This is a genomic window from Algoriphagus sp. AGSA1 (assembly GCF_021390545.1).
Lineage (GTDB): Bacteria > Bacteroidota > Bacteroidia > Cytophagales > Cyclobacteriaceae > Algoriphagus.
In genome coordinates this window covers 42,519-68,291 of record NZ_JAJUWR010000020.1, presented here as the reverse complement: position 1 = coordinate 68,291, position 25,773 = coordinate 42,519, and the positions used below count along the sequence as shown (strand labels likewise).

Annotated in this window: 17 protein-coding genes; 1 reads left to right on the top strand and 16 read right to left on the bottom strand. The window is 43.7% G+C overall.

What is annotated here, in order from left to right; genetic code table 11:
* Positions 1 to 4: 4 nt before the first annotated feature.
* The 7 genes from LZF95_RS16440 to LZF95_RS16410 form a co-directional block, all read right to left on the bottom strand.
* On the bottom strand, positions 5 to 1,591 hold the full coding sequence (locus LZF95_RS16440) for a RagB/SusD family nutrient uptake outer membrane protein (RefSeq protein WP_192085563.1): 1,587 nt from the start codon (positions 1,589 to 1,591) through the stop codon (positions 5 to 7).
* A gap of 18 nt (positions 1,592 to 1,609) precedes the next feature.
* Positions 1,610 to 4,756, bottom strand: coding sequence for a TonB-dependent receptor (locus tag LZF95_RS16435; RefSeq protein WP_225586749.1), 3,147 nt, complete (start codon positions 4,754 to 4,756; stop codon positions 1,610 to 1,612).
* A gap of 63 nt (positions 4,757 to 4,819) precedes the next feature.
* On the bottom strand, positions 4,820 to 6,058 hold the full coding sequence (locus LZF95_RS16430) for an MFS transporter (RefSeq protein ID WP_192085567.1): 1,239 nt from the start codon (positions 6,056 to 6,058) through the stop codon (positions 4,820 to 4,822).
* A gap of 258 nt (positions 6,059 to 6,316) precedes the next feature.
* Positions 6,317 to 7,099 carry a GntR family transcriptional regulator gene (locus tag LZF95_RS16425; protein WP_192085569.1) on the bottom strand — a complete coding sequence of 261 codons (783 nt, stop codon included), beginning with the start codon at positions 7,097 to 7,099 and terminating at the stop codon, positions 6,317 to 6,319.
* Positions 7,100 to 7,257: 158 nt separating this feature from the next.
* The gene (locus LZF95_RS16420) at positions 7,258 to 7,416 is read right to left on the bottom strand and encodes a hypothetical protein (protein WP_192085571.1); all 159 of its coding nucleotides are present in this window, start codon (positions 7,414 to 7,416) and stop codon (positions 7,258 to 7,260) included.
* Positions 7,417 to 7,577: 161 nt separating this feature from the next.
* Positions 7,578 to 8,459, bottom strand: coding sequence for a dihydrodipicolinate synthase family protein (locus LZF95_RS16415; RefSeq protein WP_192085573.1), 882 nt, complete (start codon positions 8,457 to 8,459; stop codon positions 7,578 to 7,580).
* Positions 8,460 to 8,605: 146 nt separating this feature from the next.
* Entirely contained in the window at positions 8,606 to 9,067 is a 462-nt protein-coding gene (locus tag LZF95_RS16410) for a cupin domain-containing protein (RefSeq protein WP_192085575.1), read from the bottom strand.
* A 98-nt stretch (positions 9,068 to 9,165) separates the two neighbouring features.
* Between LZF95_RS16410 and LZF95_RS16405 the strand changes: the two genes are divergently transcribed.
* Positions 9,166 to 10,584, top strand: coding sequence for a PLP-dependent aminotransferase family protein (locus tag LZF95_RS16405; protein WP_192085577.1), 1,419 nt, complete (start codon positions 9,166 to 9,168; stop codon positions 10,582 to 10,584).
* A gap of 721 nt (positions 10,585 to 11,305) precedes the next feature.
* Here the strand turns inward: LZF95_RS16405 and LZF95_RS16400 are convergent.
* From LZF95_RS16400 to LZF95_RS16360, 9 genes are all read right to left on the bottom strand, one after another.
* Positions 11,306 to 12,313, bottom strand: coding sequence for a Gfo/Idh/MocA family protein (locus LZF95_RS16400; RefSeq protein WP_225586751.1), 1,008 nt, complete (start codon positions 12,311 to 12,313; stop codon positions 11,306 to 11,308).
* A 49-nt stretch (positions 12,314 to 12,362) separates the two neighbouring features.
* Positions 12,363 to 14,321, bottom strand: a complete 1,959-nt coding sequence (locus LZF95_RS16395) for a hypothetical protein (RefSeq protein WP_225586753.1) — start codon at positions 14,319 to 14,321, stop codon at positions 12,363 to 12,365.
* A gap of 4 nt (positions 14,322 to 14,325) precedes the next feature.
* A complete protein-coding gene (locus LZF95_RS16390; RefSeq protein WP_192085579.1) occupies positions 14,326 to 15,390 on the bottom strand; it encodes a dihydrodipicolinate synthase family protein in 1,065 nt (354 codons plus the stop codon).
* Positions 15,390 to 16,406 (bottom strand): NAD(P)-dependent oxidoreductase, encoded by a 1,017-nt coding sequence (locus LZF95_RS16385; protein ID WP_192085581.1) that lies wholly within the window; start codon positions 16,404 to 16,406, stop codon positions 15,390 to 15,392. The genes LZF95_RS16390 and LZF95_RS16385 overlap by 1 nt, the downstream gene beginning before the upstream one ends.
* 23 nt (positions 16,407 to 16,429) lie before the next feature.
* Positions 16,430 to 17,641, bottom strand: a complete 1,212-nt coding sequence (locus tag LZF95_RS16380) for an Nramp family divalent metal transporter (protein ID WP_192085583.1) — start codon at positions 17,639 to 17,641, stop codon at positions 16,430 to 16,432.
* Positions 17,638 to 19,137, bottom strand: a complete 1,500-nt coding sequence (locus LZF95_RS16375) for a PQQ-dependent sugar dehydrogenase (protein ID WP_192085585.1) — start codon at positions 19,135 to 19,137, stop codon at positions 17,638 to 17,640. The genes LZF95_RS16380 and LZF95_RS16375 overlap by 4 nt, the downstream gene beginning before the upstream one ends.
* The gene (locus LZF95_RS16370) at positions 19,127 to 20,605 is read right to left on the bottom strand and encodes a BNR-4 repeat-containing protein (RefSeq protein WP_192085587.1); all 1,479 of its coding nucleotides are present in this window, start codon (positions 20,603 to 20,605) and stop codon (positions 19,127 to 19,129) included. Before LZF95_RS16370 ends, LZF95_RS16375 begins: the two co-directional genes overlap by 11 nt.
* Positions 20,606 to 20,734: 129 nt before the next feature.
* Positions 20,735 to 22,198 carry a RagB/SusD family nutrient uptake outer membrane protein gene (locus LZF95_RS16365; RefSeq protein WP_225586755.1) on the bottom strand — a complete coding sequence of 488 codons (1,464 nt, stop codon included), beginning with the start codon at positions 22,196 to 22,198 and terminating at the stop codon, positions 20,735 to 20,737.
* A 12-nt stretch (positions 22,199 to 22,210) separates the two neighbouring features.
* Positions 22,211 to 25,690: a TonB-dependent receptor gene (locus LZF95_RS16360; RefSeq protein WP_225586757.1), complete on the bottom strand. Its 3,480-nt coding sequence runs from the start codon at positions 25,688 to 25,690 to the stop codon at positions 22,211 to 22,213.
* Between the last annotated feature and the right edge of the window lie 83 nt (positions 25,691 to 25,773).

Below are 25,773 nucleotides of genomic sequence, written 5' to 3'. Positions count from 1 at the left end.
TGTTTTAATATCCCGGGTTTTGGGTTAATGCTTTGTTTAAAGCCATCTCCGCAGTTGGAATAGGCAGTAAATAATTTCTCTCAGAAATGTTGGTAGGAGCCAACACGTGTCCCTGGGCGGCATCATTCTCTAATGCCCACACTCTGTATTCTTTCATCCGTCCGACAAAAGTTCCCCAACGGATGTAATCAGGCCTTCTGGAGGCCTCGAAACAAAACTCCCTTGCGCGTTCATCAATTATTGCCTGGAAAAATTCCGCTTTGCTCATTCCTGAGGGTAATTCCGCGTCCACCTCCGGATTCGGGGGTACCGGAAGCAATAGGCCGTAGGCTCTCCTCCTCACCTGATTGATGGCATCATATGCAAGGCCGGTTGGGCCGTTCACTTCATTTTCAGCTTCTGCGATCATCAACAGCACATCAGAATACCGGAGAATAGGAAAATTTTGTGCCGACACTACCCTGTCTTTGGGAGTTAGGGTTTCGTACTCTCTTCTCCACTTACCCATTGTTCTTCTCCAAAGATCCGGATTGTAAGTCTGTACAGCAGGGACGCCTATATAAGTAAAAGGAGCAATGTTCCAGTCCCTTCGCAGATCCGGTGACTCTTCCGGTGACTCAGAATTTTCATCTCCGGTTTCATAAAGGTCATATAACCATCTGGTAGCCAGAACAGACCCTCCACTATAGCCTATCTGTTCATCTGCGCTTCTTATACCTCCACGCGCTCCGATGTAATAGGTATACTCTTGAGATCCCGAAGACAACAGGCCGTAGAATTCTACTTCCCAAATACTTTCCTTGTTGTCGTACTCATCCTTGGCGTATTTGATAAAAATGTCCTTATAGTCAGGGTTAAGTGCATGAAAATTCGATTCCTGCACTTTTTTAGCCCACTCCAACGCTTCGGCGTACTTGGGCTTATCTCCCAATGGGTAACCGGCCATGGTTAAACACACACGGGCAAGGATTCCCTGGACAGCCGAACGGGAAATCCTCCCTCCCCCGCTCAAGTTTTCCGCCTCTTCTACCAGACCCTCTGCTGCTTTCATATCTTGGAGTATATGTGCATATACCTCTTCGATAGATGATCTCGGGACGTTGACGTTACCGATATCCGGTTTTTCGGTAAGTAGCATGGGCACACCTCCATAGTTTTTTACCAACAAAAAGTAATAATACCCTCTGAGGAATAGCGCCTGGCCTTTGATTTTGTTCCTTGCATCCTCATCCAATTCGGGATTATCCACCTTGGCAAGTACAAGGTTCGCCCTGTATATACCCTGATAAAGGGTCTTCCAGAGATTGGTAATCTGGGCATCTGTAGGTGTATAAATGTATGCCGTGGTATTAAGTTGGCCGGTATTGGTGTATTCAATGTCCGTGCTGACATTTAGCCAATAGGGAATTACATCCCCATAGGTGGCCTGGCTTCCCAGCACGTCATAAACACCGGACAGACCCGTTTCGAGCTCCGCAATCGTGGAATATTCCGGAGCAATAAAATTGGTGGGCTCTGTGCTGAGGAAATCTTCGCAGGAGGTGCAGAAAATTCCCAATAGAAAGATTAATGTATATAATTTGAAATTCATGACCGTTCAATTTTAAGTTTAGAAAGTGGTGGATAATCCAACGGTGAATGTCCTAGCCAACGGGTACGCGGCAAAGTCAAATCCGGGTGTAAGTGCCGAATGCCGGGTCGAAACATCAGGGTTTGAACCCGAGTAGTTGGTCCAGGTATACAGATTTTGTGCTGACGCATAGAGCCTCATGCTTTTCAGCCAAACCTTATTGAGAAACAACTCGCTGAAGCTATAACCCAAAGAAACCGTTTTCAACCGCAAAAAAGAGCCATCTTCGACCACTCTGCTGGTGTACCAGGTATCCTTTTTCCCTGCGGTCCTGAAATACTCCTCGCTAGGATTTTCGGGGCTCCATCGGTTCTCATAGACGGCGTACTGGTTCAGGGAAATCAGGTTTCTTGCGTTACCTTCGAAAAACAAACGGTTGGCGTTTATAATATCATTGCCATAAGACCATTGGAAAAAAACATTGATATCAAAACCTCTATATTTTAAGCTGTTGTTAAACCCGCCGCTATGGAAGGGGATGCCCCTTCCTATTACCGTGAAATCCATTTCATTCACCAACAGGTCACCATTGATGTCACGGTATTTAATGTCGCCTGGTTGTATATTTGCCCGGGGTTGCCCATTGGTGGGAATGTTGTCTTTCAGAACATACTCGCCCAACACCTGATCGAAATCCCCGTACTGGTACACACCGTCCCAGATCAGTCCATACATTTGGCCGATAGGCTGTCCCACCTGTGCTATATAGGGATGGGTATTACTGAAATATTGGTCAAAGTTCACGTTTTCAAGCAACGAGGTCTGACCCTCGTTCAGCTCTATCACTTCATTGCGGTTAAAAGTGATATTGAAGTTGGTTCTCCACTCAAAATCTCCTTTTGCGATGTTTACGGTGTTTAGTGTAAGCTCTAGTCCCTCGTTCTTGATCTTACCGATATTCTTGTAGGCGGAAGCTGAATTATAAATATTCGTTAACCCTGTGGAATAAGGCAGATCAGCATTCAACAATACATTTTTGGTCATTTTACGATAAACATCCAGCGTAATCTCCAACCTGCCTTCCAGTACGGACAGGTCATAACCTATGTCCGTCTGCACGGTAGTTTCCCACTTAAGGTTTGGGTTGCCGTAATTTTCAAGTAATGCTCCTCTAATCGGTTCACTGTTGTTGAACGAGTACCCACCGGACCTTGGAATGGTTAGTGTCGACAAATAGGCGAAATCTGATACACGGTTGTTCCCGGTGGCACCATGGCTCAGCCTCAGTTTGGCATCGGTGATAAAGCTGATACCCTTCAGCAAATCCTCCTCCGACATGCGCCATGCCAACGCTGCCGAAGGAAAGAATCCCCAGCGATTTCCTGGTGCGAACTTTGACGATCCGTCATACCTCGCCGATGAAGTAAGCATGTATTTGGATTTATAACTATAATTAAGCCGCCCAAGAAAAGATGCCAGTGCCCAGCTCGATCTGCCTGAAGTCCCAAAATTCTCAGCAGCCTCATCTAGGCCATCAACCGCTGTACCTTCATTTAAGACCTGAATGGCAGAAAACCCATAATTCCCATCTTCCTGCTTTTGTATCGCCGTTCCGATGACAGCATTGAAGCTATGGATATTATTGTAGGTTTTCTTGAAGGTGAGTGTATTGGTATTGTTCCAGTTGTTTACCGGCCGGAAATAAATGAACCCATTTTGCTTTTGATCTCTTCTATCGTTCCCTGCGGTCGTCAAAGAATTGAAAAAACCTTCCCTCCTAACCATAATATTATTAATACCACCGGCCAGTTTCAGGGTAAGTTCGGGAATGATCGAGTATTCGAAGAACCCGTTGGCCCTGAGGTTGTTCACTGCCGTTACACGATGTTCGTTCTTTGCCGATAATATTGGGTTTACCCTGAAATCCGTAGAGGGAATGGTAGGGTCAAAAAGTTCATCCATGACGTTTTCATTTTCACCAGCCACCGGGCGGAATCCCCATACCGAAGCCATCAAGCTCAGATTTCCGTAAGTCAGGGAATTGGAAGAAGACTGCGTCATGATAGCACCGTATGTTTCCTCGCTGCTGTAGGCTATATCTGCGCCCACTTTAATTTTATTATTGATTTCCTGATCTAAGGTAATCCTTCCGGAATACCGTCTGAAGCCTGAATTGATGGCTATTCCTTCTTGGTTAAGTATATTTCCAGAAATAGAATAGTTTGTTTTACCATTTCCTCCCCGAATGGAAAGCTCATGGTTAAGTACGGGGGCATTTTGGTAAATCTGATCCTGCAGATCTATACTTTCAACGTTGCGATAATCTTCCAGCGATTTTCCGTTCGTGAAATAAATCTTGTCGGCTACTTCAGGATTTAGCTCACTTTGGTACTTCACGAATTGGTAAGCGTCCATCAGCTTGATGGGATTTGGGTTTTGTGAAATCCCGTAGTACATATTGTAAGAAATTTCCGGAGCTCCCATCTTTCCTCTCTTGGTTGTTATAATAATAACCCCGTTGGCTCCACGTGCACCATATATTGCCGTTGCAGAAGCATCCTTGAGAACCGTCATTGATTCTATATCATTAAGATTCAAAGAATTGGCATAGGAATCTTCCATTGGAAAACCGTCAACTACATATAGCGGTGCTGTAGAACCGGTAATGGAACCGACTCCCCGGATGATGATGTTGTTATTGGATCCCGGCTGGCCATCATTACCTGAAACCGTCACTCCCGCAACCCTTCCGGCAAGTGCCTCATCAAAGGACTTGACCGGTGCCTTTTGTACGTCTTCCATATCGACGGTTTCAATGGAGCCAGTCATGTCTTTTTTGGTCGTTGTCCCGTAACCAACCACTACTACCTCGGTTAGAGAGGTAATATCAACCTCCATAACCAGATCCACGACTTTCCGGTTGTCAATGGGTATTTCCTGGGTACGGTACCCAATAAATGAAAATACAAGTGTTCCGGGGCCATCAGGTACTTTTATTGTGTAGTTCCCCATGACATCCGTAACGGTACCGACAGCGGTACCTTTTAGCAGAATACTTACACCAGGAAGGCCTTCTCCGCTTTCTCCGTCGGAAACTGTACCCTTCAGGGTAATTTCCTGGCCAAATCCGGCTGATGCCCACATGAAGAACATCATCAGAAAGATTGGTTTGTAGAAATGTTTCATAGCTTCAATAATAAATTTCAACGTTAACGCACTAAGTAAAATGTCACTAAAATCCTTATGCTCCTATCTTAATAGAACTCGCACAGCTAAAGGGTTTAAGTTAGGGATGAAAATGAGCATAATGAGAAAAGTAAGAGGGTACATGATCCCTGCTACCAACCATAGCGGCCCATAGGAATAATTTTGCACGACCATTCCAATTAGAGGATTGACCAGCACTCCAGCCAATGCCCCGGCAGTTCCGGACAGTCCCACTACCGTTGAGGTCGCATATTTTCCAAATATATCCGAGATGGCAGTGATATAGTTGGTGATCCAAAATCCGTGGGCAAACATCATTATTGCCATAAACCCAACAGCAAGTTCCACCGACGAAACCCGGGAAATAAAAGGCGCAATCAGGGTGAGTAGGGCTGCAGACCCCATAACCCATTTCCGGGCAGCATTTACCGAAAGGTTGTTCGCAATCAATTTATCGGATATCCATCCCCCTATGATGTTGGAAACTCCAAGCGCCATGAACGGTATCCAGAAAAGCTCTCCAATCCTATCAAAGGATAGTCCACGTTCCTCACTTAAGTACTTGGGCACCCAAAACATGAGAAAATAGAACACCGGATCCAATAAAAAACGCATTAGGACTAAGACACGTGCCGATCTGTTTTTTATGATCTCACGAAATGATATTCCTTCTGCCCGTTCGACCGGGGCATTTACTTCTTGGTCCTGAGTGGCGCCGCCCTTGTTTCTCCATGAGATTGCTACCCATGCCAACACCCATAGAATGCCGAACAGCCCAGGAATAATGAAGGTCCAACGCCAGCCATAGGTGGAAGAAATAAGAATGGTAAGAGGCGGGGCCACTACTGCGCCGATTGCAGAACCGCCAATGGCAATCCCGTTTGCCAGTGCACGTTCTTTTCTTCCAAACCATTCATATACCGTTTTGGCAGCACCGGGAAAGCATCCCCCTTCCCCTATTCCGAGCAGAAACCTAAAAGCAAGTAAATGATAAAACCCGGTTATCACCCCATGTAAAACACTTGCTGTAGACCATATCCCAACCGAAAGTGCAAGCCCAAGTTTTCCTCCGATTTTATCAATCAACCGTCCACCGATAGTAAACATCAACGCATAGCTGATAAGGAAACTAGTATTAATTATGCCGTATTGCACATCAGTAATGTTCAGCTCATCCTGTATCTTAATAATGGTCATTGACAGCACCTGTCTGTCGAGAAAATTAAGACCTGTAGCTATGAAGACCAGGATAAGTATAAACCATCGTATTTTTGCTTTCATCAGCTTAACGCTCTAAGTATTATTTTTCAATAATAGAAGTTTGATTTATTAAAAACAAATAATCGAGATTTAATTTTCAATTTTTAGCGCAACCCCGATAATTATATCAATTAAATAGGTGTTTACGAAATTTATGGATGGCAGAAGAGCGTTCGGCAACAAAAAATATTAACGCACTAAGCATCAACAACGTAATTCCATTTGTAGGAAAAGTATTTATAAAAAAAACAGTGCCAAGCTATTTTTCACAATAGATAATCATTTGTCTGCATGGTTTGTTTCTGGAGTAGACGATTCGCTATAATATTCGGGATTGGCGACAATGGCAAATTTATATTTGTCTCCACGATAGTAAGATTTCTCAATTTCAACGACTGTATCTGAATAACACAGAACTACACTGTCAAGCACAAAGGCAGGCAAAGGATCCGAAACTTCAAAATTATTTCCTTCTGCTTGAGGCATCAGGATCATTGTGCTAAGGTTTTGTTTAATATCTGAGATCTTAAGATCGTACTTGTCTTCGTAGATTTTGAAATATGAAATCTCGGTAGACATCTTATTAATCTTGGGACAAAGCTTGAGAGAAATGTACTTAATTTCATCTTTCAGCACAATATCGTTGGCATAGCGCACTTGATGGATTTTGAGAATAGGGCCTTCCATGATATAGTGCTTTCCACTGATCTCAGAGGAAACCCCGTGATTTAATATTGTTTTTTCCAGTACAATATTTTTCGGATTAAAACCTTCTGCCTTCAAACTCTCATTGAACCCCCTCCGGGTAGAATCAATAGACCCCAGAGTGCGGAGAATGCGATGATCTTCGTTCCTGTTCAAAACAAAAGTCCCTTTTCCCTTTATTCGCTGGGCCCAACCTCTAGATTCGATTTCCAGAAGACTTTTGCGGGCTGTAGTATTGCTTACTTCATATCGTTTTATCAGTTCATTCTCAGAGGGCACCCTATCTCCCGGTTGTAATTCCCTGGATTTTATTTTCTCAATGATATCTTCACTAATAGATATGAATTTTGGTTTCATGTTATCGTTATTTTCAAAATGTTGCCCCACTTACTTGATATTTTTTACGGTTTGCCTTACTACGAAAGTAACGAATGTAAAGTAAAGTAGGGTGTTGGAGACAATACACATTGGGGTAATAGCCTTAAATTTTCAGAATTCTATCCTATAGACTATGCTTATTTCTGAAGCATTCCGAATGCATAGGACAGATCCAATCCGGAAGTCGTAAAAGATAATAACTTCCCGCTTATCCCCAGCTCATCATCTATGGCCGATATACGTAAAAAATGTTTGTGCATCACAAAAAATTGTCTGGCCAGGGATTCTGGGATCATAGGATGGTGGTGGATATAGAAATAACCACTAAAATTATCACTTCATTTCTCAATACGTAATGCCTCTTTTCACCCCAAAGGAAACCGATATGCTAACCGAAAAGGATGGAATTAATTTTGAATAAAGGGCTATTAAAGTGGGACTTTCGTCCCACTTCATTTTACCTGAGTGTAGTTAGGATCGACCTCAATTCCTGTGATTCAATGGATGAAAGTGGTTTTAATGGACTTCTTAAATTTCCACCTTCTTCTCCTATAATCGTTAACCCTGCTTTAATTGATCTGGGCAACCCTTTGTTTACAATAAACCTTAATAAATGAATCTGCTCGTAGAATATTTTTTGGGCTAATGGTAAATCGCTTTTTACCATGGCTTCATAAAGTCCTAAGTTCAGCTTGGGTATCAGATTAGGAGCTGCTGTGCACCACCCGGCTGCACCTGCTGCAAATGCAGCCAGAGCTAATGGATTTGAACCATTATAAAATGCTACATCTTCCCCCAGTTCTTTTCGTAGGTAGTGCATCCGCTGAACATCTCCGGTACTTTCCTTTATCATAGTGACATTGGGTATCTGAAGCAACCGTTTAAGCAATGCAGGAGACATATCCACTCCACCGGTGGCAGGATTATTATAAGCCATGATCGGGATAGAAACCTGTTCGGCAACAGCATCATAGTGCTTAACTATTTCATCATCGGTTAATTTCCAATAACTCATTGGAATAATCATTAAGGCAGTTGCCCCTGCTTTTTCCGCAAACCTGGCGTGGTAAACGGTGCGTTCTGTTGTCAGGTTGGAAACGCCCACCACTACAGGAACACGTGCATTTACTTGTTGGATAGTAGCTTCCGTAACCGCTTCTTTCTCTTCATCGGTAAGATATGGAAGAACTCCTGTGCTCCCCAGAGGCGCGATGCCGTGTGAACCGTTGGCAATAAGCCTTTCTACCATAGTCTTAAAAAGCGGAATATCAACTTTCTCATCTATGTCGAATGGTGTAATCGGATAGGCAATAATTCCTTTTAAAGGTATATTTTTCATCTATATATAATTTCTTTTAATGGTCAGATGGAATCTCGCAGGATTATAATCATCTCTGTGAGTGTCGTTTACGACATACTCGATTTCATCGTATGAATCAGTTTAGTTTGAAAAAATGTCCCTTTCCAGGAAGGGACATTTTTAATTTACAGGTCTCGGCCTTCTTCTTCTCGAAGGGCTACTCCCAAGTTTTGTAACTGTGGTGCATTTTCGCATGCAATGTATTTTGCTTCTTTTTTGCGGCTGCGGTTTCCGTGCCTGTGCCAAGCCCAGGAAGGAATATATACAGCATCACCTGCCTGCCATTCCACTTTTTCTCCTTCAATTTCTGTCCAGCCCTCCCCTTCAATTACATATAAAACTGTTTCGTAAGTGTGTCGGTGGCGGTTGGTGATTTGGTCATTTAAAAGTCCTCCGATTGTCATACTGACATTTTTGGTCGGTAAGTCAACAAAGAATACGGGATGCTTCCTTTCGGTGGAAAATTGGTCATGTTGGCCGGCCTGCTCCACATTTTTGTGGATGAGCTTAGTGGGTTTTACATACCTAGGACGGTCAAATGTTTCATGAAAATCCTTTGAGCTGAATTGCTTTTCTTCAAGTTTCATTTTCTGAAAATTTTAAGTTGTTGCGTTATTGCGAAACAAAAATCTGAAATATTTGGACTATCTTAGTGGCTCAGTTTTAAATAAAACAGATAGTCCAGATGCTTAGACCTTGGGAACTCCAAATCGACCTTGACTTGAAGGATACAAAAGCTGTTTATTTACAGATAGCTGATGCGATTATAGATGCCATCAAAAAGAACAAACTTAAAAGCGGTGATTGTCTGCCAGGTAGCCGTAAACTTGCCAGCCTATTAAAAGTTAACCGTAACACCGTAGTGCAAGCCCTTAATGTACTTTTGATCGAAGGTTGGTTGACTACGGTTGAGCGTAAAGGAATTTTTGTAGCGGAAATCCTTCCTGCCGGTTCAAGAGTTTTTTCTCAGGATATTGATTATCCGACGGAGAAGAATAGACCAAACCCCAAACCTTCTATCGTGTTTGACGATGGTTTTCCAGATAGCAAACTTGCCCCAATTGATGCGTTAGCCAAGGCTTACAGAGAAATTTTTAGCCGAAAAGGAAGAAGGCAACTGATGGGATACTCAGAGGCTCAAGGCGATTACCCATTTAGAGAAGCCATCAGCCAAATGCTGAATTTCAAACGAAATCTTACTACAGATCCAAGCCAAATTGTAGTTACACGTGGTAGCCAAATGGCGATGTTCCTGACTTCCCATTGTATAATTGATAAAGGTGATATGGTGATAATTGAGAATCCGGGCTATAAACCTGCTTGGCTAGCCTTTGAAAATGCCGGGGCAAAGTTGGTTCCCGTCGGGGTGGATGAGCAAGGCATCGTGGTAGAGGAAATAAGGGAGATCTTAAAAAAGCATACCATCAAAGCTATTTATATAACTCCACATCATCAGTTCCCCACTACGGTAACTCTTAGTATAAAGAGACGATATGAACTCATTGAGCTTAGTAATATCCATAATTTCTACCTGATTGAAGATGACTATGATCACGAGTTCCATTTTGCGGCCCGACCGGTTTTTCCTGTTGGAAGTTTGGCACATATAGACAACTATGTTTATATCGGAACAATGAGTAAAATTGTCGCTCCTGCACTGCGGATAGGATATTTATTCACAAATCAAACCTTGACAGATAAAATAGTGGCACTGCGTAAAATAATAGATGTCCAGGGAGATTCCATGATGGAACAGGCTGTATTAGAACTCATTAAAGAAGGGGCGATTAAGCGGCACTTGAAAAGGGTGAGTGCCATTTATTTGAAAAAAAGAGACTACTTTGAAAATCTGCTCACAGCACATCTGAATACCAGGGTGGATTTCCAAAAACCAAACGGAGGCCTTGCCTTTTGGCTGAAACCAAAAAAAGAGATCGATATTTTTGATCTGGCAGCCCGGTTGGAAAGAAAAGGGATTTTAATTTTAACCCCTGACAAATACAGTTATAGGGAGCCGATAATGGGGTTAAGGCTTGGTTTTGCTTCGTTGACAGAAGATCAACTGGAAACGGGAATAAAAACTCTTGTACCACTATTAGACTGATTCATATTCGGGGAAATCAACCTGCAAATCCGTTGTGGCAAACTTTTCCTGCAGGAATTTATACAATAGTTCTGTCCAATTGTTGCTTTTAATATGTGAACGGGTACCCTGCATTGTTCTTCATCAATAATAATCGGGGAATCACACTTGTTCGAGTTCTTCAATGATCGGTTCATTAAACTTCTGGAAGATACCGGATGATCCTTTCGCTTTTTGTAAGTTATCCCTTCCTCTTCAAAAGGAATACCCCCCATTTCTCTTAGCGACGTTTTTGTATGCCTTTTCATAGTCTTTTGTGTTTTGGTTTGACAAATACTTATGAAGCTGCGCCAGCCTGAGACCGGCACTAAGTGCAAGAGGAAACGGAATAAACCAGCAAGGGCAAGAGCGCAAGCTTTATGCCGTAGTCTCTTGCCTCGTGTGACGGGATCAGGCTAAATTGGCGGAAAAAGGAATGGAAAAATAGTATTGTTTTAAAATCATCTATTATAAGAAAATGATACAAGTAATATCATATTCTACTAGGTCTAACTCATCTTGTGATCCACCCGTAACCAGATGAACCTCAAATACAGAACTTGTATATAGTGAGCTGCGAAGCCCATACAAAAAAATTACCAGAAGATCATTTCTTCAAAACACCGCATTTACCTTATTAGCCATCAGATTGCTGGAAAGTATACCAATAGATGAAACCCCAAATGGAGATCGCCTTCATCTATCATATCGTGCATAGTACTTCTGCTCCTCCTTGCAATTTACTTTTTTCAGCAGCATCCATAAAGGCATAGATTTCCAAGGTTTCAGTAAAATCAACCGGTGAAACCTTGGTTCTGAAAAACCGGGCAATTTGCTTTGCCAAGGCTTCATAGCCGTCAAAGGAACCCAGCGTAAGATTGCCCCCTGTCCCGAAGGCAGTCCCACCATAGTCATGTACACCTGTACGCATTCCCCTAAAAGTCCCGATTCTTCCATCAGCCCATTTTCCTACTACTATGTCCGCATCATGGCTATAAATCCTCTTAACAGATTCACACCCGGGCCCCATCACAGTAAAAAGCATTTCCACCCCATGAATTCCATACCAAAACAGGTCGCTATGGCCTGGTTCTATTTCAGCAGGACTGAATGTATCACAGCCGATAATTTTGCCGAGTAAGTCCTCATTACGTATGGCATGTACATTTTGCTGATATCGCAGAGAAGAAGCAGAAAATAGTGGTACCCCGCTCTCCTGAGCCTCGGAATAAATCGCCTTGACTTCTTTGTAATTCGCCGCCACAGGCTTATCAATAAATAGAGGTTTATTCGCTTTAAAAACCTTTCTTGCCTGCTCTAGGTGAAGGTTGCCATCATTGGTTTCAAGAAGAACGACATCTATTTCTTCCAGAAGTTCCTCTATGGAATTTGAAATTCTTACTCCCATATCCTGGACAGCCTTTGTATATTCCGGAATCCTCTCCATACTCGATGAAATTTTCATACTGCCATAAGGAAAAGCAGATACCACTTTGAATCCCTCAAATTCTTTTAGGGGATTTTCAGCATTAAACAATTTTGTGAATGCTACTGCATGGGAAGTATCCAAGCCAATGATCCCAATCCTGATAGAAGCATTGCCGAAGTGGGGGATTGAACCTAAATCCAATCCCGCTCCAACCCCGAAAATCGCGGATTTCTTTAAAAACCTCCTTCTGGATAAATCCATGAAGTCATTATGCTGTACCATACGAGTAACTGATCTTAATTAGTATATGCATTAACCACTTGCTTATCACTTACGGCCTGAACGACCAAAGATCCGTACCCCTTCGGAAGAAAAGCGTTCCCTGATTATCCATGACCAGTAAACCTGCCTTATCAGACAGCTCGGTTAAGATCATTGACTTTGGGTCAATCCTGAAAAGCTTCTTGTTATCTGTTCCATATACATGACCATCTGGATGTAAGATAAGAAAAGAACTTCTCCAGATGTGGCTTTTAAACTCCGGAAATTCATACATTTTATGCGTATTGACAACCTTCCTGCCTATCGGGTCAAATTTAAAAAGAGTTCCATCTCCCATTCCCCATATATTACCGTCAGGACCTTTAATAAAACCTGTTAAGGCTGAGGCTCCTGGAATAGGAACAGTCTGAAAAAGCTTTTTGCCAGTTTCCGGATCCCATCCAACCAAAACCGCTTCTGTAGTTGTAGGCTTTATTCCTAGCCCACCGGAAATAGTAGTACCTACCAAAACGTATTCACCTGTATAGATAAGACCTGAAATAGCCTGTGAATCAACTGGACTTGGATGACCTTTTAGTTCGTCGCTGTTAAGATCGTAAGTGATTAAGGCACCCCCAAGTTTACCGTATTCAGGGATCATCCCAAAAACCACCATCTCTTTTTCAGGGATACTAACTTGCGCAAATGACCTGCTTTGGTTAGGGATTTGTCCAAGCATTCTTGGGTTTCCCCCTTTTGGATCCCATGGAATTCTGATGTCATATTCATAGAATTTACCTTTGGGATAGACTCCAAAATATATCTTATCCTCTTGATATGACATCCCCTCAGTCTGGTCAAGTCCCGGTAGGAATCTATGCTCTCCGGTTAAGGGATTATAGGTAGCATTTCCCCCTGCTAGGTAACCTCCCGACCAAATGTTTCCATCCGGACCATACATTAAAGACTGGATCGGTATAGGTTGGCCTGGTACGTTTAATTTAGTTTTATCAAACCGCCTGCTTTTCGGGTCATATTTAATCAGGTTTGCGCCAGAAGTCAACACATATACTTCACCTTCATTTCCCATGCTGAAGGCGTTGGCAGTACCAACTTCATCCTCCAAAACCTCAGCGTTAGCTTCTGAAAAGGCAGGGTCGAATCTTTTCAAAGAACCCCCAGAAGTATAATAAACAGCATCCCCGCTAGGTACTCCAGTAATAGAACGCATATCCATCCTTTCTATTTCCTGCTCGAATTCACCTGATTTCAGGTTATAAACCAGCGTCACACTGCCATTGGTCAGCAAGACGAACAAGCGGTCATTTCCATCTATCCCAGGAACAATTTCCAACCCATAAACAAATTCATAGCCTTGGTATTTTTCAGGAAGGATGTCCCTCTTTTCTCCTGTTTTGGGGTTGATTTCGATAAGGTGTGCTTTAGAACCCACTCCTGCATAAATCATTTCGGTTTTATGATAATAAGCTATGCTCCTCACGTAATTCTCATTTTCAACCAAAGGCCCCTTACCTACATCAGAAAATCCATCGGCAGGATGGTATCTAAACACCCTACATCCGGGGTAAGTAGCCCCAAAAACCTCAGCATCTTTTCCTGCTGTAAGATTCCACAGGTAAGTCTCTCCTTCGAGTGCCACCCCCAGATCAATCACTTCCGCACTTCCCGGCTTATGGGAAAACATCGTACCATCAGCTCCGGGGATATAAAGTGTACCATCTGAAGTCTGGGCCATATCCCAGGCACCATCTGCCTCACCCAAAGGAAGATCTACGAGTAGGTCTTTGGTTTCCACATCATAACCAAGCAGGTGCGCAGGTTCTCCCCTTACCACCGTATAGATCAATTCCCTGCCATTCCCATCCTTTAAAAAAGCACTGCCCTGTATCATTGAGGCAAATAATTGGGGGCCGTGATTATTGAATTGCACTGTATCCACTTGGGCAATCCCTGGGACACCGGAAATCAAAAAAATAAATACCGCCCCAAACTTTATTAGAAATTTCATAAATCTAGTATTTATCGTTGAGTAAAAACTCCCTTACAAATGAGTCATCATTCAGGTCGGGATATTCTTGGTGGACTCGTTGGATTTCTTCCAACTGACCGACAGATAATCGCTCATCTGGATTAAGACAATGTGTGGTCCCAAGTAAGTCTTGCTGTTTAAGCATGGTATGCATACCCGGAATACAGCCATGAAACTGATGGGATGGATCAAACATAGCCGCGTTTACATCCGTAATAGCGACTCCTTTGGAGAGTAGGCTTGCCCAGTCCTCTCCACTCCCTTGGGCCTTGCATTGCTTTACTTCCTCCAAGAGACTGACTGCCTTTTGTGTCCATACTGCCCAATGTCCCAGCAGTCCTCCCACAAAAGCTTTTTTAACCAGCTTTCCGGCAACGGTGAAACGATAGTCGGTCAACAAATCCGCTACGATATTATCATCATTGCCGGTGTACATAGCAATGCTATCTACCCTTGAACTGTTGCATACAGCCCGCATCACATCCAAGGTCTGATACCGGTTGAATGAAGCGCATTTTATCGCTACAACATTGCTGATTTCGGCGAACAGTCTCCAGAAGCCATAACTAAAAACCCTTCCTCCAACTGAAGGCTGCAGGTAAAATCCAAAAACAGGAATCACCGCGGCTACCTCTCTGACCCTATCCAATATTTCCTGTTCTGTCCACCCCTGTAATCCTCCCATACTGAGCAATCCTAATTCATAACCGTTTTCCAAAGCCAGTTTCGCCTCAGATACTGCCTGCAGGGTATCCCCACAGATGCCGGCAATTTTCAGGAAAGGACGACCCAGATTTGCTTCGTCAATCTCTTCTGATGCCCATTTTAGCACTGTTTCGTACAGGTTATGTCTGGGATCCCGTATTTCAAATTGTGTAGAGTGCACGCCTACGGCGATTCCCCCTGCCCCGCTGGCCATATAATACCTGGTTAGTTGCCTTTGCCTTTGCTCATCTATGGACCGGTTTTGGTCCAAAGCGAGTGGATGTGCAGGAATTACGGTTCCATTAAGCAGGTGTTGATACAGTTCTTTCCTTAATTCCTTCATCAAAACTTCCCCCCTCTCTGCTGAAAATGTGTAGGCTTGCCAAACTCATCACCCCCTTGAAGCAACCAATTGGCAGTGATTTCCACCATCTCCCTAGGGGTGGTTTTAGGATAACCGAATAAACGGTGACATTCGGAAGCATTGTTCAGTAATGCTGTACCGACAGGCTCATTGATGAACTTAGGCTCTTTGTTAAAAATTCTTCCAAATTCCGAGGCAATCCAGTGAATGGAAAGGATTTCCGGCCCGGTAACATTCAGCAGTTTTGCAGGTGCCGTGGTGTGTAAGAGGGCTCTTAATGCTATTTCATTGGCATCTTTTTGCCAGATTACATTCACATTAGATGTGCTCAGATCAATTTCCTTTTCGTGAAAAACAGCTTTAGCAATTTCCAGTAAAATACCATACCTAAAGTCCACCGCATAGTTAAGCCTATAGATCAACATGGGGGTCTGGTTTGTTTTTGAGAAGTACTCAAAAACCCTTTCCCTCCCTAAGCAGGACTGGGCATACTCCCCTATGGGCTCAGGTGCAGTATCCTCTGTTGCCCCTCCTGAAGAGAGAGGGACAAATGGCAGCACATTTCCTGATGAAAACACGACCAGTCTGGAATTTTTGAATTTTTCCGAAACCCTTCCCGGTAAATAGGCATTCATTGCCCAGGTAAACCCCTCATTTCCTGTAGTTCCAAACTTATGTCCAGCCAGGTAAATAATATTTTCCACCTGAGGCAAATTCTGCAGCTCACTGTCATTGAGCAGATCACAGGAAATTGTTTCAACGCCTGCCTCCTGTAATGATTTCATTGCACCAGCATCTGAAAACCTGGAAACCCCAAATACACGTTTGCCCAATCCTCCCGCTTTAATGGCATCTTTGGCAAGTTTACCCATGCTTGGCCCCATTTTTCCTCCTATCCCAAGCAACATGATATCCCCTTCTATCCGGGCCATATCTTCAATCAGTGCCTCTGATGGAACAGTCAGTTCTTTTTCTAATTCCTTTAAATTTTTCATTGATATCGGTTTATATTTTCATTCTAGTTCATAAAAAGTGCTTTGAAATTCCAGCTGGCCAAAGCGATCAGCAGCAGCAAGCCAACTGCTCCCGAGACCTTTACAAAAGGGTTATTCACTCGGTCACCCATCATCTTCTTGTCATTGGCTACTACGTACATGGCTCCCCCGATGAAAGGGACAAGAAAAATGGTCACACTTTGGGCAAAAATGATCAGCTCCAGCGGAAGCTTGCCAAAAGCCAACGAGATGCCTGCTCCGCAGACCATGACCAGAGCGATCAATCCCCTGACCTTGCCGGAGCTCAACCCGCTGCCAAATCCAACAGCGTCTCCCAATAGACTACCCCCGACTGTGGCATTTCCAATAAGTGATGAAAATGAAGCTCCGAACAGTCCTGCCAAAAACAAATAAGCCGCAGCTGAACCGAACAGTGGCTCCAGAGCTTTGGACATTTCAGACGCCGAATTGACCTGGATTCCCTGGGGGTACAAGACCGCGGCTGCGCAAATGATCACCACAGCACTCATCAACCCCAACAGGACAATTCCTGTGATACTGGTATTTTTGTCAGTATTTCCTCCTTTGCTCTTGTTTCTCTCCTGGACGAGATAGGTTTGATAAAATGCTCCTACAATTGAAAAGCATGAAGCAACAAAAGCAATCATAATAGCTTCCGAGCCAATAGGAACATTAGGAACCAATCCACTGCCGATGGCTGCAAAATCCGGTTTAATCATTACCACAGTGGTCAGGAATGAAAGTAGCATCAAACCGACCAGACCAATCATCAACTTTTCCAACGTCTTATAAAAACTCCTGAAGAACAGCAAGCTCATCCCGAGGAGATTAAAAACCAAAACCCAAACCCAGCTGGAAGTTCCGGTTGCTTCCGCAACAGCGATCCCCACTCCTATGGAGTTACCTGCCTGAAAGGAGGTAGTTACCAAGAACACTCCCATCCCTATGATGACCCCAACTGTCCTCCCCCACTTTTTTCTTATCTGGGACAGTAAGGTCTCCTGGCTACTCAGACCAATCCTTGCCCCCATATCGGTAAACACCAGCATAAAAAAGATGGCCACCACGACCAACCATAAGGTACTATACCCATATAAGGCACCCAATTTTGAAGTAATGGTCATTTTGCTTGGCCCAAAGACCAAGGCCGCGGTGATGATACCGGGACCAAGACTCTTGAGCCTGCTTATTATTATTTCTACCTGTTTGCTCATCTGTTTTGTTCAATAAAATCCGGATCGATTATTTGCGCATTCTCTGTCCATTCAGCCCTGATATAATTAAGGATATCAGCTACTTGCCTGTTGTCCAAAAACGCAAAGCTTGGCATCTGTTGCACGCTCCCGGATGCTTCTGAACCCTTCAGCACCAGTCCAATCAAAGCGGAAGGGTCTCCTGTGATCAATCGGGAGTCTTTTAAGGAAGGGAATACCTCAGGAATACCACTTCCATCCTCTTTATGGCAGGAAGCACAGTAACTTAAGTATAGATCACCGCCATTCAATATTGGCCCTTGTCGTGCTTTCTCCGGAATGAGTGGCGACGTAGACATTTCGTCCGAACGGCTTATTTTTAAGATTTTGTCATCCCCATCCAAAGGAAACCCCGGCTGGGGATTCCAGTCGAGGTTACTGGTGCTCAGATAGATTTCGCCCCCACTACCTGTCACGATATCCCGCAGCCTACCATAGCGGTTTTCAAACAGTATTTCTTCTGAGATGATATCATCCCCTTTTTCATTCAATGAAAGTATTCTGAGGCTCTTGCCCTTTAGGGTTGTCAACAGTAAAGAATTAGTCCATTCCGGAATAGCATTGCTCCCGTAATAGGTCAATCCTGAAGGCGCAATTACCGGAGTCCAGGAACGCAAGGGCTCTACCGTATTATTCTTGAGGGCAAAATCCAATTCCCCTTCAAGATCCTGTTTTCCCTCAATCTCAGGCCAGCCATAATTCCCTGACTTTTGGATGAGGTTTACCTCATCTTCAATTGCATCACCATGTTCAGAGGTATAAAGCATACCACTGGAAGAGAACACCAGTCCCTGCATATTCCTAAATCCCATCGCCCACACATAGCTTTCGGGATCAGGATTGTCCTTTGGAATGCTTCCATCTTGATTGATTCTAAGGATTTTCCCGTTCAGGGATTGGGGATTCTGTGCATTCGAGAAATCATGTATATCCCCGGTAGCCCAATACAATTTGTCATCTGGGCCGAAGTCCAGCCTGGAGCCATTGTGAGATGTCCCACCTTCGATTTCCAATAGTACAAATGGTTGGATTAGCGTATCGTTTTGGCAGGTATACCGGACGAGGCGACTAACAATTTTACTATTTTCCTTTAAAGTATAGTTAAGGTATACATAAGGAAATTCCCTAAAATCAGGATGTACAGTCATCCCCAATAAGCCTGAGGTCCTCTCTTGCCAAACATCAGAGAGTGTCAAAAGATGTTTTAAAGAACCTGTCTTTAGGTTCATCCGGGATACTTTGCCCTTTTGCTCAGCGATCCACAAATCCCCCAGTCCGTCAACTTCCAAGTCCCAAGGAACTTCCAGTCCAGAGGCCAGTATCTCTACTTTCAAGCTTGAAGAACTCAAATAGACCATATCAAGGAGATCCAGTTCAATCTCCTTTTCCTGCCTGCAGCCCGTTAATATGTACAAGCCTAGCAGTAAAAACCCCAGTACAGTCCTGTTACTTGCCATTGTTTCCAGAGATTAGTTCAGGTTTTGCAAACTGCCCGTCCATTTTGGCTGGAAGCCGATAGACATTCCCTGAACGGTCAGAAAAATAGAGTGCGGAAACTGATTTTTCCCGTCCGTGCCCGTCGGCCCAAAATGCATAAAAACCATCATTGGCATTCACTGGTTTTCGGGCATATGAGTGATTATAACTGCTGTCAAAAGTGAGCTTTCTACTTGTCCAGTTTTTACCTTGATCCAGACTGGTCCAGAGCACCATCTCGCCTCCAGTGTTGAATTTTTGGGGGCCTGCGTCAGTGGGCCCAATTACCCTCCACTTACCCTCACCATCAATGTAAAGGGATCCCATATCGTAATTATTGTCAGAGGACGTTACTGGCAGGATTTCCCACTCATTACCTGTAAATCTTGCTGTATGCCAGGTTCTGGGCCCATTTTCAGGTCCAGCTTCATACCCCTTACTGGTCAGGTATAGAATCACAGGCCTATTATGGCTGTCAAATTCCAGGTCATTGATGTAAACCAATAGACCCTCGGACTTATAATCCCTCACCAATGTCTTATTTTGAACATCCTTAAGAGGAATAGTTAGCCGATCACCACTTGCGTTTGTCCAGCTTTCCCCAAAGTCATCTGTCTGCAGGTAATATAAATTTGTTCTATAGTTGAGCCCGTTGCCCTCCTTGACAAAAGGGTGAAAATTAAAGGATGTTCCCAGCAGGTTTCCTGACTGTCCACTGGTCTGATAGTGCCCCTCCTCAATCCTGGCAATATCCTGCCACTCAGAATACGAGCTCCCATCCACACTGGTCATAAAACCAATCGTTCTTCTGGGCTTTTCCGGCTGTCCGGGTATCACTCCGGTCTGGTAATGGGTAAATAAATTGATGAATCCCTTGTTGGGTTGATACCAACTTTGGAGATAGGAAAAATTATCCATTGGGACTTTTTCACCCTGCTCGATTTTAGTGGCCAACACAGCTTCAAACTCAGAAATATCATAAGGTTGAGTACTCTTGTGAATATATGAAGGCCGTAATGTCCCATTAGAGGTAGAGAAAATCCAGATATAGCCCTCCTTATCAATGTTCATGACAGGGTTGTCATGGGCATTATCCGTTTGTTTATCCAAGACCAGTGTTGGTCTGGGAACCTGACCTGTTGTATGGTCAAAGTAGGACACCATGTGGTATAGGGTATTCCCCTCCGAATCTGCTCCCCCGTAGCAAAAAAAAGTCTTGTTTACCGCTTCTGCATACACTGAAAAGGGGTAATGGTTTGCCGGATAGGTAGCTAAACCGCCACCATATTTATAGACATACTCATTTTCAGAGGGCTCATTGCTGTACCAAATCCCTCTGTACCCCGTTTCCTTCCGGTTGGGCGTACTTATGGATTGGGCAAGTGAAGTGTTTACCAGGAGGATGGTAATAAGACAGCATATCCACGAACTGTGTAGTAGAGTTGACATTTGATAGTTTTCTTAATTCACTGATTTTCCTTATCTCAAATCAGCACATGGTAGCAAAGAGTCCCCAGCCACCCCAAAAAACTGGGGTGGTAGCTAGAGAATAGAGATATGGATAGTAGTTTTTCCGGATCAATATCCCGGATTCTGTACGATCAGACCGGGATTAATATCTATCTGACTTTGAGGTATCGGAAATAACAAGTTGTGGGCTTGGATACCTTTTGAGGAAAGTACATTCAATGCCTCATCGGTCCTGACCAGATCAAACCACCGATGTCCTTCAAAGGCAAGTTCCACTCTTCGCTCATTGGCAACTGCCGCTCTGAAATCCTGCTGGGTGGCCAACACGTATGCGGGGACTGGCCCTGAACTGCTCATCATAGGCAATCCTGCTCTTGACCGGATCTGGTTGAGCAGTAAAAAGGCCTCCCCATCCGGCTGAAAGGAGATCTCATTTAGCGCTTCGGCATACATCAGTAACACATCGGCATAGCGTAGAACAATCCAGTTATTGTCACTGTCCAGGTAAGCAGCAGGAGTTCCCGAATACTTTAGGATATAATTATGTGCCACTTCATTCCCGTTTAGCTGATAGGAAGTGGCCATTGAAAGTTCTTTTCTGGCATCCCCAACGCTGTAGGCAGCATTCATATCCTCCGTGGGAATATTCTGTCCCAGTGGATTGCCTACAGATACAACCGCTGTGCCTGATCCTATAGGAGCAAACTGGTTGGTAAAGGGACTTCCTTCTCCGTTTGAACTGCTACTAAATTGTACTTCAAAGATAGATTCAGCATTATTTTCATTCGTTGGCCCAAAAATATCCCCGTAAGAGTCCATAAGCCTATAGCCTGTCTGGCCTGAGGCATCGATCACTTCCTTGAGTTTTTGTGAAGCCTCAGTCCATTCTTTTCTGGTAAGGTAAATTTTAGCCAATAAAGTCATTGCCGCTCCTTTTGTTGCTCTTCCTGCTTCAGCACTGCTGTAAGTGAAAGGAAGACTTGCTTCGGCATCATTCAAATCAGTTATAATCTGTGTATAAACTTCCTCTTTTGGATTCCTTCCAAAAGTATAGCCTTGCTCAGGGCTGGAAATCATCTGTAACACTAAAGGAACATCCCCATATATTCTGACCAGGTTAAAATACAGCAAAGCTCTAAGGAATTTTGCCTCGCCCACGTAGCGTGTTTTGAGTGTTGCATCCATTTCTACAGTAGCGATTTTGTCTATTACAATATTCGCGGCCTGGATCCCCTGATAATGTGCATTCCAGGTAGTGCTGCTTATGGAATTGACAGCATCATTGGTGAAGTCATCCACAGCCTGTAGGTTTGCGCCAGCATTGGGGTTTGTAATTTCGGTATTGTCTGATCTGAGTTCCCCGATTATGTGCATGGAAGAATAGTAGGTTCCGCCATATTGAAGCGACCCGTAAACTGCCGTCAGGGCATTTTCCATATCAGAGGCGGTCTTGTAAAAATTAGTACTGTTTTCCTGGGAGATAGGAGCCAAATCCAGAAAATCACTGTTGCATGCGCTAAGTCCCATCATGAGCAAAGCACCAACCAATTTATATTTTAGTATGTTATTCATAAGATAATCCATTTAGAAGCCAATAGTTAAACCCAACATGTATGTCCTCGCCAGCGGATATCCTCCGGCATCAACACCAGGCACAAGTGGGTTTCCTCCCTGTGCCGAAACTTCCGGGTTGAATCCCTCATATTTGGTAAAGGTGTAGGCATTTTGAACGGTAAAATTCAACCGTGCATTGGAAACTTTTATACGCTCCAGGATAGTTGCCGGGAAGGTATATCCTAGAGTAATGTTTCTGATCCTTAAGAATGATCCGTCCTCTACAAACTGCGAAGTCACATTGTTTACCACATTGCTTCCTGCGTAAGCGTTGAAATTCCTGTCAATCATGGGAGAAGATCCATCTCCCCGGTCAGCTTCGGATTTCCATCCATTTGACGCACTTCGAAGTACATTGTAAGACCCGGCATAATTGCCATAATATCTTCTGGCCAAGTTGAGTACCTCAAATCCCTGTACTCCCTGCAGTGTAAAGGAAAAATCCACATTCCGGAACGAGAACCTATTTGTCATTCCATAGGTAAAATCAGGAAAAGGATCACCTAAAATCGTTCTGTCATCGGTATTGATAATCCCGTCACCATTGACATCGGCAAATTTCAATCTCCCTGGAATGGACTGAACAGTTCCATCGCCGTTCAATACTACCGCACTGTTTTCAACATCTTCCTGATTTTGATAAACGCCGACTACCTGATAACCATAAAAACTTCCGGGGACAGAACCGATCTGTGTAATATGTGTTGGTGAAGAGGAGGAAGTTGCCTGTCTGGAAATAATCGGTGACCCGTCCGGCCCCAATGCCATCACCTCAATCTGATTAAAAGCAATATTAAAATCTGTTGTCCAGGTAAAATCAGACACCAGGTTTCTGCTGGTCAGTGTAAATTCAATTCCTTTATTCTTAATCTCCCCTATATTCTGCAATGCATTGGTATAGCCAGTAAGAGTAGGCACCGGAACATTCAACAATAAATCAGAAGTACGTTTGATGTAATAATCTGCCGCCAGGTAAATCCTGTTTTGAAATACACCTAGTTCCAACCCAAAATCGAGTTGTTTGTTTTTCTCCCATCCCAACGTGGAGTTGGGAATATTCGCCAATCTCATGCCGTTGCTGATACTGGTACCCAGTGGATAATTCTCTATGGCGGTCAGACCGATTGCACCATAGTTAGAAATGAAATTATTACCTGTCAGACCGTAACTGGCACGTAGTCTAAGTTCCGACAACCAGCTTACCTGATTCAGGAAATTCTCTTCTGAAAGCCTCCATCCAAGTGATAGGGATGGAAATGCTCCCCATCGGTTATCAGATCCGAACCTGGACGAACCGTCCTGTCGGAAAGTTGCAGTTAAAAGATAACGATCATCATAATTGTAATTCAATCGTGCCAAATATGACAATATGGACCACTCTTCCTCAGTATTCAGTGCCCGGGTAATCAATCCTGCAGCATTTGTTGTTCTTATATTGTCATTTGCGAAATTTGTCCCAGTGATCTGACTGGCCTCTAGTTTCTCTTTTTGTACCGTATATCCAAGAACGGCATCAAATGTATGCTTGCCCAACGTCTTCCCATAGCTTAGCGTAAATTCGCCAAGCCAGTTTACCGTCTGTGCCGTATTATTGGATCCCACGGCGGGCCGGGTAAGATTGACACTGTTTGGATTGATAATGGAAGAACTGAAAATATCCTCTCTAAAGCTTCTGATATCTGTGCCTACCAAAGCTTTGAACATAAGGTTATCGACCAGACTAATCTCAGTAAAGGCTGTGCCCAGCAATCTCAGGTTTTTTTGCTGATGAAAATATTCCCTGGCAATTTTTACCGGATTATCTACCTCCGAGGTCCCAATTCCCTGTCCGGTTATCTTGGTATAGTTACCTTCTGAATCGTAGGGAGTCAAATGTGGGCCGGCCGTAATTGCGGATTGGATTATCCCACCCCCTTGCCAGTTTCCTTCGGCCAGTGACTGATTGGAAAAAGTATACGATGGAGTAATGTTCACACCCACTTTTACGCGATCGTTCATCTGGGATTCCACATTTACTCTAAAGGAATACCGTTTCAAATCCGAATTTATGATCACACCTTCCTGCTCCAAGTACCCTCCGGAAATAAAGTACCTGGTTTTAGCATTTCCTCCCGAAAAGTTAAGGCGGTAATCACTCATACGTGCGGTACGAAAAACAGCATCTTGCCAGTTTGTGCCTTTCCCCAAACTTTGTGGATTTTCAAACCCTTCAGGAATCAGGTACATGACATTCTGGATTCTATCAGCGTTGGGATCTGATGCAGATCTTCCTGGCCCAGAATTCACCCATGCATTATTTCTGGCTTCATTGATATAAGTTGCAAACTCAGATGCATTCAGCACATCCAATGTCTTTTCTACCTGCTGAAACCCTGAACTCACATTCAACTCAATTTTTGCCTGTCCTTCCTTGCCCGATTTTGTTGTGATCAGCACAACGCCATTGGAACCCCTAGAGCCATAAATAGCAGTGGCGGAAGCGTCTTTTAACACCTGGATATTATCAATGTCCGCAGGATTAATGGTGTTGAGCGGGTTGTTCCGCTGATCAAAATCATTCGTTACCGGAAATCCATCAACCACGTATAAAGGCTCGTTTCCGGCACTTAATGAACCTGCACCACGGATACGCACTGAAGCCCCTCCCCCAGGTGCCCCTGTTGCCTGGGTTACCACCACACCTGCCAATCTACCGGCGATTGCCTGATCAATACTGACAATTGGTTGATCCTTGAGCTCCTCAGATTCTATGGCGCTGACGGCCCCGGTGATGTCTTTCTTTTTGACCGTACCATATCCTACCACCACAAATTCATCAAGGGAATTCTCCTCCTCTTCCATCATCACCTGTAATACAAAATCAGAATCGATCAGGATTTCTTTTCGTTTATATCCGATAAATGAAAACAAGAGGGTCTGTCCAGGATTTGCGTCTATCGAAAAACTGCCGTCCAGTTCGGTCACTGTCCCTTCGCTTGTACCTTTTACCAAGACAGAGACACCCGGCATGGGCTCACCCAATGAATCTTTTACCGTTCCTGTGATATTTTCTTCATCTGATCTTTTGACCAACAAAGAATTATCCTGAGTTGGGTTCCTAATCACACTGATCGCATTATTGACCTGTTTAAACCTCAGTTCTGTTTGTGAGGCAATGTTAATTAGGTGATTTTCTACGCTTTCATATTCTTCAAGATAAGAAATAGCCGAGTCTGACTTGACCGCCACATAGGTATAAAAGAATTTGAACTCTGTCTTTTTCTCAATTTCATTAAAAAATTGAACCAAAGATTTGGGTTGTTTTTCCAGTTTAAGAAAAACCTCATCAATGCTTTTTACCTGGGCTTTAGAGGTATTGGCCAAAAGAGGATTGAGTGATATGCAGAGCATGAAAATTCCTCTGGCCACTAGCTTAATAGACATGACTATTAATGGTAATATTTTTTTCATATGTTTGAGGGTAAGTTGAAACATGATAATTCCCCAGACGACAGTTTGCAATGCTTCTGAACGGGGCAATGTGTTTTGATTTT